Source organism: Phycicoccus sp. Root563, assembly GCF_001427915.1.
GTDB lineage: Bacteria > Actinomycetota > Actinomycetes > Actinomycetales > Dermatophilaceae > Pedococcus.
The window spans coordinates 816,056-832,381 of the sequence record NZ_LMGM01000001.1; the positions used below are offsets into that span (position 1 = coordinate 816,056).

Sequence of the window (16,326 nt, forward strand, 5' to 3'; positions counted from 1 at the left end):
CAGTCCTTCGTTGTCTGGGGGTGGTTGCCGAAGCCGCCACTGGCACCATGACCAGTGTCCCCCCGGGAGGTGTCCTCGAGCGAATCCACCTCGAGGAAGTCGGCGACGGCGACCTGCTGCACCACGAGCTGGGCGATCCGGTCGCCGCGGTGGACGGTGAACTCCTCGCGCGGGTCGAGGTTGACGAGGTTCACGAGAACCTCTCCGCGGTAGCCCGCATCGACCGTGCCCGGGGCGTTGACGATGGTGATGCCGTGCCGGGCCGCGAGGCCGGACCGCGGGTGCACCAGGCCGACGTAGCCGTCGGGCAGGGCGAGGGCGACGCCGGTGGGGACCAGGGCCCGCTCCCCCGGTGCGAGGGTCACGTCGGTCGCGGCGTGCAGGTCGGCCCCGGCGTCACCGGGGTGCGCGTAGGACGGGACCGGCAGGTCGGGGTCGAGCCGGCGCAAGGGGACGGAGACGCGGATAGGGCCAGTCACGTGGACTGACCCTATCGGTGGTTGGTGCGTGCTCAGGCTGCGCACTCCCGGCACACCATCTGCCCGTTGACCTCCTTGGCCAGCTGGCTGCGGTGGTGCACGAGGAAGCAGCGCGAACAGGTGAACTCGTCGTACTGGCGCGGGATCACCCGCACCGACAGCTCCTCGCCGGACAGGTCTGCGCCGGGGAGCTCGAAGCCCTCGGCCTGCTCCGTCTCGTCGACGTCGACGCTCGAAGCGCTCTTGTCGACCCGGCGGGACTTCAGTTCCTCGATCGAGTCCTCGGACAGCTCGTCATCGGTCTTGCGCGGCGCGTCGTAGTCAGTCGCCATAGTCGCTGTCGCTCTCCCTCTTCAGTCGCATCTGTGCCCGCTCGATGATCGAGAAGGCAAGTCGCCGGTGTTAACGCTGATCGTCGTGGTTTTGTGCCCACCGCCGGCGGGGATTGTGCCCTATCTCGCTGGCGCCGTCACCACCGCGTCCACCACAGCGTCCGCAGGGCCTCCCCAGACCGTCGGCAACCGGCCCAAACCGGCGCCGTGCCGGCCCAAGAACCGGTCTCGGTTCATCCACAGTTCACCCAAGGGACGCAACCCCGAGTGGGCTCCGGGGCGTCTGCCACCGTAGAGTCCTGTCTCCGCCCGACCCGGGACCGAGGCTGCGCGAGCACCTCGGAGCCCCTGAGACACAGGACCCCGGCCCGACCCGGATCCACCTGGATTCACCCGGATCCACCCGAACCGACTCGTGACACGACTCAGAGAGGGGTGCAGCAATGACCGAGTTCCACACCGAGATCACCCGCCGCGCCAGCCGCGCAGTGCAGTCCCTGCGGACCGCGCAGGAGGCCGGCGACGACTACCTGGCCTCTGTCCGCGAGGCCGAGCTGGAGAACCTGGCCCGCCTCGCCGACGAGCACGGCCTGCGCATCCCCGACCTCGCGGGGTACCACGCAGCCTGACGCAGCTTGATGCCGCCTAACCCAGCCCGACGCTGCGAACGGCGCGACCGCCACCGCGGTCGCGCCGTTCGCGCTGGGTGGGACGTGCGACCGGCCGACTCCGCGCCGATCTGCTGCGCGCCGGCCCACTCCGAGCCGGCCCACTCCGAGCCGGCCCACTCCGAGCCGGCCTACTCCGAGCCGGCCTACTCCGCGCCGACCGACTCCACAGCCCGCCGGACGAGCGGCTCGAGCTCGGCGTGCAGCGCGGGCGCCGCCCCCACGACCATGTCCTGGTCGGGAGCGAGGTCGCCCAGCCCGGTGAAGACCCCGCCGGACTCGGTGAGCACCAGCCACGCGGCCGCCATGTCCCACGGGTTGAGGCCGCGCTCGAAGTAGCAGTCGAGGGTGCCGGCGGCCACGGCGCAGATGTCCAGCGCCGCGCTGCCGATCCGGCGGATGTCGCGCAGGTGCGGCAGCACCTGCACGAGCAGGGTGGCCTGCCACAGCCGACGACGGGTGTCGTAGCCGAAGCCCGTGCCCGCGAGCGCGTGGCCGAGTCCGGGCGGGTCGGCGATGACGAGCCGGCGGGCGTCGCCGTCGCCTCGTCGCAGCCGGGCGCCCCCACCGAGGCGGGCGTGGAAGAGCTCCCCCGTGACCGGGTTCACGACGGCACCCGCGACCGGGCGCCACGCCCCCGGGGTCGTGGGGTCGCCGACGACGGCGGCGACGGACACGGCATACGAGGGGATGCCGTAGAGGTAGTTGACCGTCCCGTCGATGGGGTCGACGACCCACGTGATCTCGGACTCGCGGTCGGTGCCGCCCTCCTCCTCGCCGAGGAAGCCGTCGCCCGGGCGGGCGGCCTGCAGCCGCGAGCGCAGGAGGTCCTGGGAGCGCTGGTCCATCACGGTCACGACGTCGGTGGCCGTGCTCTTGGTCTTGGAGACCCCGAGGTCGGCGGGCCGGTCGTCGACGATGAGGCGACCGGCCTCGAGGGCGACCTCGACGGCGAGGCGTTCGAGCTCGACGAGGACCACGGCGTCCGGGACGGTCAGCGCGGACACGGTCAGTCCTGCCCGCACAACGCCGGCTTGGCGACCCGGAGGTTCGGGCAGCACCCCGGCGCGCACGTCGACCGCAACGGGTCGCGACCCGGCCAGGACGGCTGGACCGGCTGCTCCCCCCGGGCCACGGCGGCGCGCTCCTCGACGAGGTCGACCAGGCCGGAGACGAACTCCGGGTCGATGCCGACCGTGGGGACGCGCACCAGCTGGATGCCCAGCTTCTCCGCCGTGGCAGCCGCCTCGGTGTCGAGGTCGTAGACCACCTCCATGTGGTCGGAGACGAACCCGATCGGCGACACGACGACGACCTGCGCGCCCTCGGCCGCCAGCTCCTCGAGCCGGTCGTTGACGTCGGGCTCGAGCCACGGCTGGCTCGGCGGACCCGACCGCGAGCAGAACACGAGCTCACCGGACAGGTCCGTGTCGAGCGTGGCGTTGACCTCGTCGGTGATCGCCGCACCGAGGGCGATGTGCTGGCGGCTGTAGGCGCTGCCGTCCTCGTCACCCGGGCCCGACGTCTCGTCCATGGCGGTGGGGATGGAGTGGGTGACGAACAGGAGCCGTATGGCGCCCGCGTCCGTCCCGCCGCGCAGCACCTCCCGCACGGACTCGGTGACGAGCCGGCTGTTGGTGCGCGAGAACCCCGGGTGGTTGGCGTAGGTGCGGATCTTGTCGATGGCGATGTCGATACCGGCCTCGGCGACCTCCGCCTGCGCCCCGGCGAGGTCCTCGCGGTACTGGCGGCAGGAGGAGTAGCAGGAGTAGGCGCTGGTCATCACCGTGACGAGCCGCGACAGGCCCTGGTCGTGGGCCTCGCGCAGCGCCTCCGGGACGAACGGCGTGAAGTTGCGGTTGCCCCAGATGACCGGCGTCGTGATGCCCCGACGGTCGAGCTCGCCGCGCAGCGCCGCGATGAGGGCACGGTTCTGGTCGTTGATCGGGCTGCGGCCGCCGAACCCGTAGTAGTGCTCACCGACCTCCTCGAGCCGCTCGTCGGGGATGTTCTTGCCCGCGGTGACCGTCCGCAGGAACGGCAGGACGTCCTCCGGCTTCTCCGGGCCGCCGAAGGACAGCAGCAGGATCCCGTCGTAGGGCTCCAGCGGCGAGGCCTCCGGGCTGTTGTCGGCAGTGGGGTCGGGGTGGGGGGTGCTCACGTGAGTTCTCCGGTTCGCAGGGGCTTGGGGGCGTGCACATCGAGGACGACGGCGATCATGCGCACGGCGAAGACCAGGGCGACGCAGCCCCAGATCACCACCGGGCCGACCCGGTCGAAGTGGTGGGCGGTGACGACCAGGGCGGACCCCAGGAGGGCGGGCAGCGCATACATCTCCCGGCGCAGCACCTCGGGCACCTGCCCGGCGAGGACGTCGCGGACGATGCCGCCGCCGACGGCGGTGATGCCGCCGACGATCACGGCCGTGAGGGGGTCCATCCCCGCACCGAGGGCCTTGAGCGACCCGCCGATCGCGAACACGGCCAGCCCGGCCGCGTCGAGCACCCGGACGAACCGCGAGATGCGTTCGATCCCGGGGTGGTAGACGAACGTCACGAGCCCGGCGACCAGGGCGCTGGTGAGGAGTCGCCAGTCGGAGATGCCCACCGGGGGCAGCGCACCGATGAGGACGTCCCGCATCACCCCACCGCCGAGGGCGGCCGCACCGGACAGCACGAGGACCCCGAACAGGTCGAGGCGCTTCTTCACCGCGACGAGTCCACCGGACAACGCGAAGGCGAAGACGCCGACCAGGTCGAGGGCCAGTTGGAGGTGGGGGTCGAAGGTGAGCATCGCGAGGTCAAAACTACCCTCGCGGCGTGGTCGCTTCCTCGGCGAGGCCCGTGGTGGCAGAGTCGACCACGATGTGGCGATACGGGAGAAGGCAATGCGCAACCTGCGGCTGATCGGTGTCCATGAGGACGGTCAGCAGCTGCTGCTGTCCGATTCCGGGGGCGAGCAGTTCAGCGTCCCCCTCGACGAGCCCCTGCGAGCGGCGGTCCGACGCGACCGACCGCGCCTCGGCCAGCTCCAGATCGAGATCGACGGAGGCATGCGGCCCCGCGAGGTCCAGGCGATGATCCGCGCCGGCCTGAGTGCCGACGACGTCGCCGACCGCTCCGGGTGGACGGTGGAGAAGGTCCGTCGTTACGAGGGACCGATCCTCGCCGAGCGCGAGTACGTCGCCGGCCTCGCCCGCGCCGTCAGGCTCCGCGGTCGCGCCGGTGCGGGGTCGACCACCCCCACCCTCTCGGCGCGCGTCAGCGCCCGGCTCTCCGGCCGTGGCGTCGACCCCGCGGCAGCGCTGTGGGACTCCGCCCGCAACGAGGCCGGCGAGTGGACGGTCCTCGTCACGTTCCCGGCCGGCGGCCGCGAGCGCGAGGCGCGCTGGCACTTCGACGTGCCGGCCCGCACCGTCACCGCGGCCGACGACGAGGCGCGCTGGCTGAGCGAGGAGGACACCGGCAGCGGCGCCTCTCCCCTGCCGACCCCGCACCTCGCGACCCCGCCCGTCCGCGCCACGACCGTGTATGACGTGGAGGCCGAGGGCGGCGTGCAGGCCACCCCGCGCCGCGCTGCTCCCCAGCGCACCGAGGAGCCCCTCGACCTCATGACCGCGATGCGCGAGCGCGCGTCGCACCGGGGTCGCCCGCGCCGCCGCAAGGCGTCGGCGACGCAGACCCCCGGCGACGACGCCCCTCGTGAGGACGCGCTCCCCCTGGAGGATCTCGCCTACGACCCCGAGACGATGCCGCCGCCGCCCGCGGCGCGAGGCCCGCACCCGCTCGACCCCGTCGAGGAGTCCGCAGCGTCACGCGACGACGCAGTGGTCCTCGAGGCACCCGACGAGGTCGTCCCCGACCCGGGGGTCGAGCCCTCGCTCGAGGCCGAGGCCGAGGTGGAGGTCGAGGACGTCGCCACGGTCACCGACCCCGCTGTCGAGACCGCTGCCGCCCCCGAGCCGACTCCGGAACCCACTCCTGCGCCCGAACCCGCGGCCCAGCCCGAACCGGCCCAGCAGGTCGACCGACTGGGCGCCGTCGAGGCCGGGGCCGACGACCGGCACGAGGACGTCGGGCCTGCCGCGGAGAAGGCCGACCAGGACGACGCGCCTGCGGCGAAGCCGCGCCCGGCGAAGAAGGCCGGCCGACGCAGCGTCCCGAGCTGGGACGACGTCATGTTCGGGGCCAGGACCCGCGACTGACGCGGCTACTGCTGCGGCACCGGGCACAGGTCGAGGTCGAACGGCAGCACGTCGGGCGACTCTGCTGCGGCCCGGGCCGCGGCGGAGTTCATCCGCCGCATGAAGTGGCGGCGGCACAGCACCTCGTACTCCACGAGCGTCTCGCTGCCCGGCTTGGTGTCGCCGACCACGACCTGCTCGCCCTCGACGACCATGACGCCGTCCACGACGCGCGCGTTGTGCGTGGCGCGCTTCCCGCACCAGCACAGCGCCTCGACCTGGAGCACCTGCACCTTGTCGGCGAGCTCGATCATGCGGCGCGAACCCGGGAACAGCTGGGTGCGGAAGTCGGCGGTGATGCCGAACGCGAACACGTCGATCGCCATCTCGTCGACGAGGCGGGCGAGCTGCTCCACCTGCACCGGTGTGTAGAACTGCACCTCGTCGCAGATGAGGTAGTCCACCCGCACGCCGTTCGTGGCGTGCTCGACGACCGCGTCCCAGAAGTCGAGGTCGTCGCCCACCTCGTGGGCCGCCGTGGAGAGACCGAGCCGCGACGAGAGCACGTCGGTCCCGGCGCGGTCCATCTTCGTGTAGATCAGGCCGGACCGGCCGCGGGCCTGGTGGTTGTGGTCCATCTGGAGGGCAAGGGTCGACTTGCCACAGTCCATGGTCCCGGAGAAGAAGACGAGCTCAGCCACGAGGGAACACCCTAGGCGGTGTCCCGGGCCGGCACGTGGAAGAGGGGTATGGCGGACTCGTCCGCCGTCAGCGAACCGTGCAGCCCCACCAGCGCGAGCAGCTCGGGCCGCGCCCGCCGGGAGTCCACGATGGCGAAGTTGTCGCGCATGGCGACGACGACGTCACCGATGCGGGCCAGGTTCTCGCCGCTGACCGGTCCGAACCACCCTTCGCGGATCGCCTCCTCCCGTGACCTGATCCAGGCCCGCTCGCGCACGCGCTCGACCCAGACCTGCTCGACGTCGGCCGCCGCGCCGTCCTCGCAGTAGAGCTGCAGGGCCCGGGCCTCGCCCCCGACGTGGCGCACCCCGGCTGCCAGCTCGGGGTCGTGGGCCAGGTCGATGCGCAGGGCGTGCGGGGCGTCGACCATGCCGTGGTCGGCGGTGACGTAGACGGCGGTGTCCGACGGGACGGAGCGGCACAGGCGGGCCAGCTCGGCGTCGATCGCCTCGAGCTCGTCGCCCCACTCCCACGACTGGCACCCGTGCACGTGCCCGACCTTGTCGAGCTCACCCCAGTACAGGTAGACCAGCGAGCGCTTCGACGCCCGCACGGCCGCCACCGAGGCGTCCACCCGCGACTCGAGCGTGTCGGCCGCCTTGAACCGGCCGCCGCGCAGCGCCGCCCGGGTCAGGCCGGACCCGTCGAAGAACCCGGGACCGATGCGGGTGACCGACACCCCCGCCCGCTCGACCTGCTCGAACACGGTGGGCTGCGGCTGCCAGGTCAGCGGGTCGGGTCCGTCCTCCCACGACAGCTGGTTGACGAGGCGGTCCTCCCCAGGGACCAGCACCTCGTACCCGAGCAGCCCGTGGCTGCCCGGAGGGAGCCCGGTGCCGAACGTCCCCATCGACGTCGCCGTCGTCGACGGGAACCCCGCCGTGATCCGGTATGCCGCGGGGAGCAGGGACCGCAGGAACGGTGCGTGACCTCCGCGGCGACGGATCAGCTCGTACCCGAGCCCGTCGACGAGGACGACCACGGCACGGCGCGACGGGCCGAAGGCCAGGCCGGAGTTGCCGGCCTCGTCCAGCCCGTCCGGGCCGGTGCTGGCAGGGCCGGTCGGCTGCGTCGAGCTGTCGGCCAGGGCACCGGCGAACCGGTCCACTCCGAGCGTCGCCGCCACCGCCGGCAGGACTCCTGCGAGTCCCGCCGCGTCATAGCGCGGGTGGAGCAGACCTTCGTGGGGCACGGCCTACGCCGTCGCCGTCAGGGAGACCGGCCGGCGGCGGGGCACGGACGTGGGAGGAGGCACGGGTCAGCTGCCGATGCTCGTCGACAGCGCCTGGGCGAAGTCCAGTGCCTGCTGGAGGGCGACCTCACCCTCGGCGTCGGCGCTGATGCGCAGGGAGATGTCGTCCGAGGCGACGCTGCCCTCGTAGCCGTGGTCGGCGTCGCAGTCGGGGTCGGCGCAGGAGGCGGGCATCAGGTCGATGCGGCTCACCGCTCCCCAGCCGAGGGTGAGCGTGATCTCGCGACCGAGCGACCCGGGCTGGTAGTCCTGGGGGCGCGCGACGACGTGGGTGACCATGACTCCACGGACCGCGCTGAGCGGGACGCTCTCGGTGGTCGCCGTCGCCACGTCCTCCTGGCCCGGCCCGCCGTCGGTGTGGTCGTCCGCGTGGGCGATGACCAGGCGGCTCATGGTCAGGGCCAGGACCGTGATGTGGCGGCGCACCACGTCGTGGTCGAAGGTCGTCTCCTGGTGCACGAGGTGCGACACGACCTCGTCCCCACCGAGGGCCGCGCGGACGACGTCACCGACGAGGGCCGGGTAGTAGCCGGCCTGCTGGATCGCCCGGGTGAGGTCGTCGGGGAGAGCCAGCGGCGGCGGTGCGGGGTGGGAGGAGGTGGAGCCCATAACGCCCATCCTGCCCTAGTACGCGGCCCCCCGCCGGTGGCCGGCCCGTGCCGGGGGCCCCGCACCAGCGTGACCTGCGGTGATGTCAGGTCAGGGTGCGTCGGCCCGGGTCCTTGCGCCGGGGCGTGGGGGCCACCACGGCCTCGGCGCCGAGCACGTCGACCCCGGAGGGGTGGGCGTTGACCGGGTTGAGCACGAGGCTCGAGACCTCGGGCAGGTTGTCCGCGAGCACCGAGACGCGGGCGATGAGGTCGGCGAGCGCCGCGCGGTGGACCGGGGTCGACCCCCGGTGGCCGTGCAGCATCGGCGAGGACTTGACCGAGGAGATGAGGTCGGAGACGTCGACGTCGGTGAGCGGCGGGATGCGGTGGCCGATGTCGCCGAGCAGGTCGGTGGGCGGCCCCGCGATGCTGAACGACACGACGGGCCCGAACAGCGGGTCCTCGTCGGAGCGCACCACGCAGGAGACGCCGGGGGTGGCCATCCGCTGGACGACGAACGAGTTGGCGGACAGCGGCGCGAGCCGTTCGGTGAGACCGGCGAAGGCCTCGCGCACCTGGCCCTCGGTGCGCAGGTCGACCCGGATCCCCGACAGGCCCGGCTGGTGGCGCATGAGGGGGGCGACCGACTTGATCACCACGGGGTAGCCGACGGCCTCGGCCGCCGCCACCGCGTCGTCGACGGTCCGGGCCGGCACGCTCCCCCACAGGTCGACGCCGTAGGCCGACAGCAACGAGGTGACCTCGGCATGGGTGAGGCGGCGTCCCTCGGGCGACTCGGTGAGGACGCGTTCGACCAGGGCCTCGGCCGCCTCGCGGTCGATCCCGACGGGGTTGACCTGCACCCCCCGGTCCTTGGAGCGCCACTCGGAGTACCGGGTGGCTGCGGCCAGGGCCCGCACCGCGTCCTCGGGCATCGCATAGGCCGGGACGACCTCGACCCGTCCTGCGCCCGGCTGGTCGGACAACCGGTCGAGCACACCCCGCATCCCGAGGAACGTTGCGAGACAGGGCTTGTCGGAGGCGATCGCCGCATCGCGCACCGCCGCGGCCACCTCGGCGTCCTCGGTGACCAGGGGCGGGATGAAGCAGGTGAGGACGCTGTCGACCTCCGGGTCGCCGAACGCGTCGGCCAGGGCGGCGGCGAAGTGCTCACCTCTGGCGTCGCTGGGCAACGACACCGGTCCGTGCGCCACCTCGAGCCCCCAGCTCACGCAGGCCTCGGCGGTGAGCGCACCCAGGGCGTCGGAGTTGCCGACGATCGCGACCCGGTTGCCCTGGGGCAGGGGTTGGTGCACCACGAGCTGGGCGACGTCGAACATCTGGTGGACGTTCTCGACCCGGATGACACCGGCCTGGCGCAGCATCGCGTCGAACGCCTCGGGGCGCACCCGGGTGGGCCGCGCCCGGTGGCCGGGTGGCACGCCATACGACGACACCCCGGACTTGACGACGATGACCGGCTTGGTCGTGGCGAGCCGGCGCGCGATGCGCGAGAACTTGCGCGGGTTGCCCATGGACTCGAGGTAGAGCCCCACGGCGTCGGTGTCGTCGTCGTCGATCCAGTACTGCATGAAGTCGTTGCCGGAGACGTCGACGCGGTTGCCGGCGGAGGCGAACACCGAGATCCCGAGCCCGCGGCGGGCGGCGGACGCGAGGACGGCGATGCCGAGCGCCCCGCTCTGCGCGAAGAGCCCGAGTCGCCCGGCCGGGGGCAGCTCGGGGGCGAGGGAGGCGTTGAGGCGCACGCTCGGGTGGTTGTTGATGACGCCGAAGGAGTTGGGTCCGAGGACCCGCATGCCCGCGGCCCGCGCGGTGGCCAGCAGCTCGCGCTGCAGCTCCTCCCCCGCCGGTCCTGCCTCGGCGAACCCGGCCGACACCACGAGCAGCGTCTTCACGTCCGCCTCGGCGCAGTCGGCGACGACGTCGAGGACCTCCTCGGCGGGCACGGCGACCACGGCCAGGTCGACCTCGTCGGGGATCTCGGAGACACGGGCGTGCGCGTGCAGCCCGAGCACCTCCATGGCCTCCCGGTTGACGGCGTACACCGCGCCGTTGAAGCCGGCCGACTGGATGTTGGACAGGATGTGGTGGCCGATCGAGTCGCTGCGCCGGCTCGCGCCGACCACGGCGATGGTGTCGGGGAAGAGCACCGAACGCATGCTCACCGACTCCGCGCGGTGCTCCCGCGACAGCCGCACGGCCTCGGACCGTTCGGTGGGCCGGATCTGGAACCGCACCGAGACCACGCCGTCCTCGAAGCGCCTGCTGACCTCGTACCCCGCCTCGCTGAAGACCGAGATCATCTTGCGGTTCTGCGGGAGCACCTCGGCGGTGAACTCCTCGATGCCCGACTCCCAGGCGATCACCGCGAGGTGTTCGAGCAGGACCGAGCCGATCCCCTTGCCCTGGAAGGAGTCGGAGATGTTGAAGGCCACCTCCGCGCTCGTCGCGGTGATCTTGTCGTAGCGACCGATGCCGATGATCGCGCCGCGCACGGTGGCGACGAGGGCAACACGGTCGTGGTAGTCCACGTTGGTGAACCGCGTGACGTCGCGGTCGCTGAGCTTGCGCAGCGGCGCGAAGAACCGCATGTAGATCGACTCGTCGGACTGCCCCGCGTGGAACCGGTGCACGGCCTCGACGTCGGACGGCGTGATCGGCCGCAGGTGGGCGACCGAGCCGTCGCGGAGCACGACGTCGGCCTCCCACTGCGTCGGGTACCCCACAGGGCGCCCTGCGGCCTCGGTCATGCGGCCTCGCTCGCGGCCCGACTCATGCACGAAGCATGGCACGAGCCTGCACCCGGGTGGGTGACCGGCTCAGCGCCGCAGGGGCACCGTCTCGAAGGTCGAGCCGGCGTCGGTGCTGAGCCAGTACGAACCACCTCCGCTGAAGGCGTAGACCAGCCCGCCCCCGGCTGCCCCGGCCCACGCGGTGTCCGTCGAACCACCCGGTGCGACCGGCGCCCACGCGGCGCCACCGGTGCTGCTCGCGAGCATCGTCGTCGGCGACGGCACCTCCCCGGTGCTCGCCGGGAGGGCCTGTCGCACGGCGACGAGGTGGGTGGCATCGGTCGCGGTCAACCAGACCCCCGCCCGGGTGGGGGTGCCCAGCCCGGGCGCCGACCGCGAGCGCCAGGAGCCGCCCCGGTCGGTGGACGTCACGACGGTCCAGCGGCTGTCGGGGGCGTCGGCGGACGGGCACAGGCCGACGAGGGTGCCACGGGTGTTGGCCGTGGCCGCCAGCGTCAGTCCCTGCGACTGGTCGCAGCCCTCGGGTACGGGCAGCGCCGTGGGCGTGCCCGAGACGCGGATGGCGGGCAGTGGCTGCTGGGCGCCGGTGGACGTGCCGTTGAGGTAGGCGTCCGGTCCGTCCATCGCGATCCAGGCGTTCTCGACGACCTTGGCGAGCCCCTCGACCCGGACCGCCGTCGTGGTCCGGTCGGTGACCGACCCGGTGCGGACCTGCAGGTCCGAGCACCCGAGCGTGGCCGCCGCACCCTGGTGGGTGCAGCGGGCCGCGGTGGCCATCCAGACCCGCGAGCCGTCGGTCTCCAGCGACAGCACGGTGCGCCCACCCACGTCGACGGGGGTCCAGCTCCGTCCGCCGTCGGTGGTGCGCCGGACCTCGGTGCCGAAGACGTACCCGACCTGCGGGGTCGCGAACCGCACGCCCACGAGCTGGTGCGGTCCTGCCGGGGTGACGAGTGGTCCGCGGGTCGTGAGGTCGGTGAAGGAGGCGCGCGTCGACCAGGTCCGCCCGTTGTCGTCGGAGCCGACGACGGCGGTGCAGTCGCCCGTGGCGCAGACCCCCGCCCCGAGGGCGTAGAGGTGACCGCCGCCCGCGTTGGTCATCGAGGCCAGGCCGAAGCCGACCGGCACGGGCAGGATCTTGCTGGCCGGTGTGGTGCGGCTCGGGGACGACGTCGTGGCCTCGCCGGTGGCCGGCGGGCCGGGCTGGACGGTCCGGGTCACGGTCACCGTGGGCTGCGGGGTCCCGGAGGTCGTGGCGACGGTCCTCGTCGGGGTGTCCGACGCCGTCTGCAGGTCCGGGACGTTCCCGGTGCCGACGACGACGGAGCCGGCGACCACCGCAGCGGCAGCGGCGGCACCGAGCCAGGCGAGGGCGCCGCGGCGGTGCGGGCGGCGCGACTCGGCCACCATCGCCTCCCAGCGCTCCTCGCCTGCGGGGAGCTCGCGGACGTCGGCGCGTTCGCGCGCGAAGAAGTCCTCGAGGGGGTCGCGGTTCATCTCGTTTCTCCCAGGATCTTCGCCATGCGCTGGCGTGCGTCGAACAGGTCCCGTTTCACGGTGCCCTCGGACTTCTCGAGCTGTCTGGCCACGGTGGCCACGGGCAGGTCGGCGAAGTAGTGCAGGAGCACGACCACCCGCAGCCGGTCCGGCAGCTGCTGGACGGCGTCGCGGACGGTGAGCGCGGTCGCCAGGTCGGGGGCCGGGGTGAAGTCGTCGCGACCGGCCTGGTGCCGCTCGTACGCCACCGCCTCGCGGCCGCGCTTGCGCCAGTGGTCGCGCACGAGGTTGGCGGCCACGGTGTAGAGCCACGCCCTGGGGTCGTCGACCTTGCCGAACTCCCGGAACAGCTTGAGGAACGCCTCCGTGGCCACGTCGTGGCCGAGGTCGGTGTCGCCCACCAACCGGGCCGTCCACCCCGCGAGGCGGCCGTAGTGGACGTCGTAGACCTCGCGGACGGCAGCCTCGACGTCGACCCGGTCCCGCGTCGCCACTGCCACCCCTCCCCTGAGAGCCACGGCGGTCATCGTCGTCATGCCTGGTGGACGCCGCACCCCCGCGCGTGGTTGGGCCCATCCTGTCAGCGCCTCGTCGGCCGTTCGCGACAGGATGGGGTCATGGAGCTCTCGCAGGTGGTCCGTCGCCGTCGGATGGTGCGTCGCTTCGACCCCGACCGCCCGGTCCCGGGGGACGTCCTCGAGCGGATCCTGTATGCCGCGCAGCGGGCTCCCAGCGCCGGGTTCAGCCAGGGGTGGGACTTCGTCGTGCTCGAGGGACCGTCGCAGACCCAGGCCTTCTGGGCCGCCACCCGCGACGTTGAGCGCGAGCCGGACGCGTGGCTGCGGGGCGTCTCGGCGGCCCCCGTCCTCGTCCTCTGCCTGTCCGACCCCACTGCCTACCTCGACCGCTACGCCGAGCCCGACAAGGGCTGGACCGACCGCGACCCGGCTCGCTGGCCGGTGCCCTACTGGGACGTCGACACCGGCATGGCGGCGATGCTCATGCTGCTCACGGCGGTCGACGAGGGCCTCGGCGCCCTGTTCTTCGGGGTGCCCCCGGACCGGCACACGCAGGTGAGGCGGGCCCACGGCATACCGCAGGACCGGCGGCTCGTCGGGGTGGTCGCGCTGGGGCACGAGCGGGAGCGGACCACGTCCCCGTCGCTGCGGCGCGGTCGGCGCAGCGAGCAGGAGGTCGTGCACCGGGGTCGCTTCGGGGGTGGTCGGGGAACCGGCCCCGGCGAGTCGGCGACCGAGCCCGTCTAGCCGTGGTCCAAGATTGGGACGACCCCCGCGCCCCGCGGGACGACTGCTAGGAGTGGCACCCAGGTATGGCCCGCAAGACCCCGTCAGCCCCCGTCGACGAGCCGTTCGTCGAGCGGATCGTCGACATCGACGTCCGCGAGGAGATGCAGGGGGCGTTCCTCGAGTACGCCGTCTCCGTCATCCACTCGCGCGCCCTGCCCGACGCCCGTGACGGCCTCAAGCCGGTCCAGCGACGGATCCTGTACTCCATGAACGAGATGGGCCTGCGCCCCGAGCGCGGCCACGTCAAGTCCTCCCGCGTCGTCGGCGACGTCATGGGCAAGTACCACCCGCACGGCGACACGGCCATCTACGACGCCCTCGTCCGCATGGCGCAGCCGTTCACGATGCGCCTGCCCCTCGTCGACGGGCACGGCAACTTCGGCTCGCTCGACGACGGGCCGGCCGCCTCCCGGTACACCGAGGCCCGTCCCGCTCCTGCCGCCGTCCTCATGACGACCGGGCTCGACGAGGAGACGGTCGAGTTCGTCCCCAACTACGACGACCAGCTCCTGCAGCCCGAGGTGATGCCGGCGGCGTTCCCCAACCTGCTCGTCAACGGCGCCAGCGGCATCGCGGTGGGCATGGCGACCAACATGGCGCCGCACAACCTCGTCGAGGTCATCGGCGCGGCCCGCCACCTCATCGCCAACCCCACCTGCTCGCTGGACGACCTGATGAAGTTCGTCCCCGGTCCGGACCTGCCCGCGGGCGGGCGCATCGTCGGGCTCGACGGCATCCGCGACGCCTACCTCACCGGCCGCGGCAGCTTCAAGACCCGCGCCACCACCCGCATCGAGAAGACCTCGCCGCGCAGGATGGGCATCGTCGTCACCGAGCTGCCCTACCTCGTGGGCCCCGAGAAGGTCATCGAGAAGATCAAGGACGCCGTCCAGTCCAAGAAGCTCCAGGGCATCTCGGACGTCAAGGACCTCACCGACCGCAAGCACGGCCTGCAGCTGGTCATCGAGGTGAAGAACGGCTTCAACCCCGACGCCGTCCTCGAGCAGCTCTACAAGCTGACCCCCATGGAGGACTCGTTCTCCATCAACAACGTCGCCCTCGTCGGTGGTCAGCCGCGCACCCTCGGGCTCAAGGACCTGCTCAAGGTCTACGTCGACTTCCGCACCGACGTGGTCCGGCGTCGCACCGAGTACCGGCTCGGCAAGCGCAAGGACCGCCTGCACCTGGTCGAGGGACTGCTCATCGCGATCCTCGACATCGACGAGGTCATCCAGGTGATCCGGACCTCCGACGACGGCAACACCGCCAAGGCACGCCTCATGGACGTCTTCGACCTCACCGACCCGCAGGCGACCTACATCCTCGACCTGCAGCTGCGCCGGCTCACGAAGTTCTCGCGCATGGAGCTCGAGACCGAGAAGTCCGACCTCGAGCGACAGATCGAGGAGCTCGAGGCCATCCTGGGCGACGAGAAGCTGCTCCTGAGGACGGTGTCGACCGAGCTCGCCGACGTCGCCAAGGCCCACGGCACGCCCCGCCGCACGGTCCTGCTCGAGTCGGCCGGCGTCCCCGCCACCACGGCGTCGCCGCTGGAGGTGGCCGACGACCCGTGCTGGGTCCTGCTCTCCTCCACCGGGCTGATGGCGCGCACCAACGGCGCCGACCCCATCCCCGCCGACGGCGCGCGCAGCAAGCACGACGCCCTCGTCGGAGCGGTCCGCACCACGGCGCGCGGCGAGGTCGGGCTGGTCACGTCCCGTGGCCGGCTCATCCGCCTCTCGGCCCTGGAGCTGCCGACGCTGCCCCCGACCAACGGTGCCCCCTCGCTGTCCGGCGGTGCGCCCCTCGCGGCATACGTCGACCTGCCGTCCGGTGAGGAACCCCTGACCATCGTCAGCCTCGTGGCCGACGCCCCGGGCATCGCCCTCGGCACGGCCCAGGGCGTGGTCAAGCGCGTCACGACCGACTACCCTGGCCGCACCGACTTCGAGCTCATCTCGCTCAAGGACGGCGACCAGGTCGTCGGCGCCGTGGGCCTGACCAGCGGTGACGAGGACCTCGTCTTCATCACCACCGACGCCCAGCTGCTGCGGTTCGGCGCCTCGGCGGTGCGCCCCCAGGGACGTGCCGCCGGCGGGATGGCCGGCATCAAGCTCGCTGCCGGCGCCACCGTCGCCTTCTTCGGCGCCGTGCCGCAGGGCGCCGACGCCGTCGTCGTCACGTCCTCCGGCTCCTCCGGCGCCCTCCCCGGCACCGAGCCCGGCTCGATCAAGGCCACGCCCTACTCGGAGTACCCGCCCAAGGGTCGGGCGACCGGCGGCGTGCGCTGCCACCGGTTCCTGCGCGGCGAGGACACGCTGGTCCTCGCCTGGGCCGGGCCGTTGCCCGCCAAGGCCTCCGGCGCCAACGGCGTCGCCCTCGAGCTCCCGGAGCCGACCGGTCGCCGCGACGGCTCCGGCGTCCCCGCCCCGGCCGCCATCGCCCGCATCGCGGGTCCCCCGCAGTGACCCCGACGGGTTCAAGGTCAACCTCAGGGTCAGGG

General features: G+C 72.7%; 14 protein-coding genes and 1 pseudogene. 4 read left to right on the forward strand and 11 right to left on the reverse strand.

Features of this window, described 5'->3' with window-relative positions:
• Positions 1 to 479: pseudogene (dut, locus tag ASD62_RS20030) on the reverse strand (dUTP diphosphatase); the annotation flags it as partial.
• 32 nt (positions 480 to 511) lie between these two features.
• The gene (locus tag ASD62_RS03900; RefSeq protein ID WP_056883993.1) at positions 512 to 811 is read right to left on the reverse strand and encodes a DUF4193 domain-containing protein; all 300 of its coding nucleotides are present in this window, start codon (positions 809 to 811) and stop codon (positions 512 to 514) included.
• A 443-nt stretch (positions 812 to 1,254) separates the two neighbouring features.
• Between ASD62_RS03900 and ASD62_RS03905 the strand changes: the two genes are divergently transcribed.
• Positions 1,255 to 1,440: a hypothetical protein gene (locus ASD62_RS03905; RefSeq protein WP_056914835.1), complete on the forward strand. Its 186-nt coding sequence runs from the start codon at positions 1,255 to 1,257 to the stop codon at positions 1,438 to 1,440.
• A 185-nt stretch (positions 1,441 to 1,625) separates the two neighbouring features.
• On the opposite strand, the gene ASD62_RS03910 is transcribed toward ASD62_RS03905, so the two are convergent.
• From ASD62_RS03910 to ASD62_RS03920, 3 genes are read right to left on the reverse strand one after another with little or no spacing between them, the layout of a single operon-like run.
• Complete coding sequence (locus ASD62_RS03910) at positions 1,626 to 2,486, reverse strand: inositol monophosphatase family protein (protein ID WP_056914836.1); 861 nt, start codon at positions 2,484 to 2,486, stop codon at positions 1,626 to 1,628.
• Positions 2,487 to 2,488: 2 nt separating this feature from the next.
• A complete protein-coding gene (locus ASD62_RS03915) occupies positions 2,489 to 3,640 on the reverse strand; it encodes a ferrochelatase (RefSeq protein WP_235529030.1) in 1,152 nt (383 codons plus the stop codon).
• Entirely contained in the window at positions 3,637 to 4,272 is a 636-nt protein-coding gene (locus ASD62_RS03920) for a trimeric intracellular cation channel family protein (RefSeq protein WP_056914837.1), read from the reverse strand. Before ASD62_RS03920 ends, ASD62_RS03915 begins: the two co-directional genes overlap by 4 nt.
• A 94-nt stretch (positions 4,273 to 4,366) precedes the next feature.
• On the opposite strand from ASD62_RS03920, the gene sepH reads away from it, so the two are divergent.
• Positions 4,367 to 5,683 carry a septation protein SepH gene (gene sepH / locus ASD62_RS03925; protein WP_056914838.1) on the forward strand — a complete coding sequence of 439 codons (1,317 nt, stop codon included), beginning with the start codon at positions 4,367 to 4,369 and terminating at the stop codon, positions 5,681 to 5,683.
• 5 nt (positions 5,684 to 5,688) lie between these two features.
• Here sepH and ASD62_RS03930 read toward each other — a convergent pair whose 3' ends face one another.
• The 6 genes from ASD62_RS03930 to ASD62_RS03955 form a co-directional block, all read right to left on the reverse strand.
• A complete protein-coding gene (locus ASD62_RS03930) occupies positions 5,689 to 6,363 on the reverse strand; it encodes a thymidine kinase (RefSeq protein ID WP_056914839.1) in 675 nt (224 codons plus the stop codon).
• An 11-nt stretch (positions 6,364 to 6,374) separates the two neighbouring features.
• Positions 6,375 to 7,595, reverse strand: a complete 1,221-nt coding sequence (locus ASD62_RS03935; protein WP_056914840.1) for an alkaline phosphatase family protein — start codon at positions 7,593 to 7,595, stop codon at positions 6,375 to 6,377.
• 66 nt (positions 7,596 to 7,661) lie between these two features.
• Positions 7,662 to 8,264, reverse strand: a complete 603-nt coding sequence (locus ASD62_RS03940) for a DUF5998 family protein (protein ID WP_056914841.1) — start codon at positions 8,262 to 8,264, stop codon at positions 7,662 to 7,664.
• Between the two features lie 85 nt (positions 8,265 to 8,349).
• Positions 8,350 to 11,016: a bifunctional GNAT family N-acetyltransferase/acetate--CoA ligase family protein gene (locus ASD62_RS03945; RefSeq protein ID WP_056914842.1), complete on the reverse strand. Its 2,667-nt coding sequence runs from the start codon at positions 11,014 to 11,016 to the stop codon at positions 8,350 to 8,352.
• Positions 11,017 to 11,085: 69 nt separating this feature from the next.
• Complete coding sequence (locus ASD62_RS03950) at positions 11,086 to 12,516, reverse strand: hypothetical protein (RefSeq protein WP_056914843.1); 1,431 nt, start codon at positions 12,514 to 12,516, stop codon at positions 11,086 to 11,088.
• A complete protein-coding gene (locus ASD62_RS03955) occupies positions 12,513 to 13,034 on the reverse strand; it encodes an RNA polymerase sigma factor (RefSeq protein ID WP_200947694.1) in 522 nt (173 codons plus the stop codon). Before ASD62_RS03955 ends, ASD62_RS03950 begins: the two co-directional genes overlap by 4 nt.
• A 99-nt stretch (positions 13,035 to 13,133) precedes the next feature.
• Between ASD62_RS03955 and ASD62_RS03960 the strand changes: the two genes are divergently transcribed.
• Complete coding sequence (locus ASD62_RS03960) at positions 13,134 to 13,781, forward strand: nitroreductase family protein (RefSeq protein ID WP_056914845.1); 648 nt, start codon at positions 13,134 to 13,136, stop codon at positions 13,779 to 13,781.
• A gap of 65 nt (positions 13,782 to 13,846) precedes the next feature.
• On the forward strand, positions 13,847 to 16,291 hold the full coding sequence (locus tag ASD62_RS03965; RefSeq protein WP_056914846.1) for a DNA topoisomerase (ATP-hydrolyzing) subunit A: 2,445 nt from the start codon (positions 13,847 to 13,849) through the stop codon (positions 16,289 to 16,291).
• Positions 16,292 to 16,326: the final 35 nt, after the last annotated feature.

Excerpts from the sequence above, each read along its gene's own strand:
- ASD62_RS03900 (WP_056883993.1), bottom strand. The coding sequence starts at position 811 with ATGGCGACTGACTACGACGCGCCGCGCAAGACCGATGACGAGCTGTCC.
- ASD62_RS03905 (WP_056914835.1), top strand. The coding sequence starts at position 1,255 with ATGACCGAGTTCCACACCGAGATCACCCGCCGCGCCAGCCGCGCAGTG.
- ASD62_RS03920 (WP_056914837.1), bottom strand. The coding sequence starts at position 4,272 with ATGCTCACCTTCGACCCCCACCTCCAACTGGCCCTCGACCTGGTCGGC.
- sepH (WP_056914838.1), top strand. The coding sequence starts at position 4,367 with ATGCGCAACCTGCGGCTGATCGGTGTCCATGAGGACGGTCAGCAGCTG.
- ASD62_RS03940 (WP_056914841.1), bottom strand. The coding sequence starts at position 8,264 with ATGGGCTCCACCTCCTCCCACCCCGCACCGCCGCCGCTGGCTCTCCCC.
- ASD62_RS03945 (WP_056914842.1), bottom strand. The coding sequence starts at position 11,016 with ATGACCGAGGCCGCAGGGCGCCCTGTGGGGTACCCGACGCAGTGGGAG.
- ASD62_RS03950 (WP_056914843.1), bottom strand. The coding sequence starts at position 12,516 with ATGAACCGCGACCCCCTCGAGGACTTCTTCGCGCGCGAACGCGCCGAC.
- ASD62_RS03960 (WP_056914845.1), top strand. The coding sequence starts at position 13,134 with ATGGAGCTCTCGCAGGTGGTCCGTCGCCGTCGGATGGTGCGTCGCTTC.
- ASD62_RS03965 (WP_056914846.1), top strand. The coding sequence starts at position 13,847 with ATGGCCCGCAAGACCCCGTCAGCCCCCGTCGACGAGCCGTTCGTCGAG.